The following is a 1,104-nucleotide window of genomic DNA, read 5'->3' as shown; positions in this document are numbered from 1 at the left end:
GTTTATTGTCTGCACTAGGCTTGTCTCGTTCCCACAGTCATCGACAAGTGTCCAAGTTCTTGTGATTACAGATTCGTTTGCACAGGAGCCATCAGCCACGGTATCAGAATATGTTGCTTCCAATCCATTTGAGCAGTTGTCGTTCTCATCGGTCACGTCACCTGTAAGTGAAAGATCGGTAGGGTCCTGGTCACACTCGATAGTGGTACCAGCAGGAACCGTAAAGGTAGGCGCAGTAGTGTCCACGACGTTTATTGTCTGCACTAGGCTTGTCTCGTTCCCACAGTCATCGACAAGTGTCCAAGTTCTTGTGATTACAGATTCGTTCGCGCAAGATCCATCAGCCACGGCATCAGAATATGTTGCTTCCAATCCATTTGAGCAGTTGTCCGCTTCATCGGTCACGTCACCAGTAAGGGAAAGGTCCGTTGGATCTTGGTCACACTCGATAGTGGTACCAGCAGGGACCGTAAAGGTAGGCGCAGTAGTGTCCACGACGTTTATTGTCTGCACTAGGTTAGTCTCGTTCCCACAGTCATCGACAAGAGTCCAAGTTCTTGTGATTACAGATTCGTTCGCACAGGATCCATCGGCAACAGAATCAGTATAAGTTGCCTCTAGAGTGTTCACAGAACAGTTGTCCGCCTCATCTGTCACATCACCTGTTAGGGTTAGGTCTGTTGGATCTTGGTCACATTCGATGGTAATTCCAGCAGGAACCGTGAATGTTGGATCCGTTGTATCTTCAATGGTCAGTGTCGCACTGAGTGTTGTTGCGTTTCCGCAATCATCTGTAATTGTATAGGTCACAGCGATAGAACCAGCCTGTCCACAAGAAGGGACCAGGTTTGCGAAATCATAGTCAGAGGTCACTGTTATGCCAAGGTCATCGGCACATGTTTCAAGGTCCGCAATATTATTGGCATTCCAGTCATTGGCCAACTGCTCGTTTCCGTCACCAGCGCATTCAACAGTTTGGTCAGTGACAGAACAGTTTGAGAGGTCAGGGATGGTCCCGTCGTCAAAAGTAAGCGTTACGGTGGTGCTTGAGCTGTTTCCGCAATCATCGGTCACGGTGTATGTTACGTTTATGGTACCGCAAGG

Annotated in this window: 1 pseudogene; it reads right to left on the bottom strand. The window is 48.5% G+C overall.

Going from position 1 to position 1,104, the window contains the following annotated elements:
- Positions 1-1,104, bottom strand: a pseudogene (locus AB9K26_RS00840) (gliding motility-associated C-terminal domain-containing protein); the annotation flags it as partial.

The organism is Psychroserpens sp. XS_ASV72 (assembly GCF_041224425.1).
Classification (GTDB): Bacteria; Bacteroidota; Bacteroidia; order Flavobacteriales; family Flavobacteriaceae; genus Psychroserpens.
Note: the sequence above shows the minus strand (reverse complement) of the source record. Positions and strands in the feature narration are given on the sequence as shown.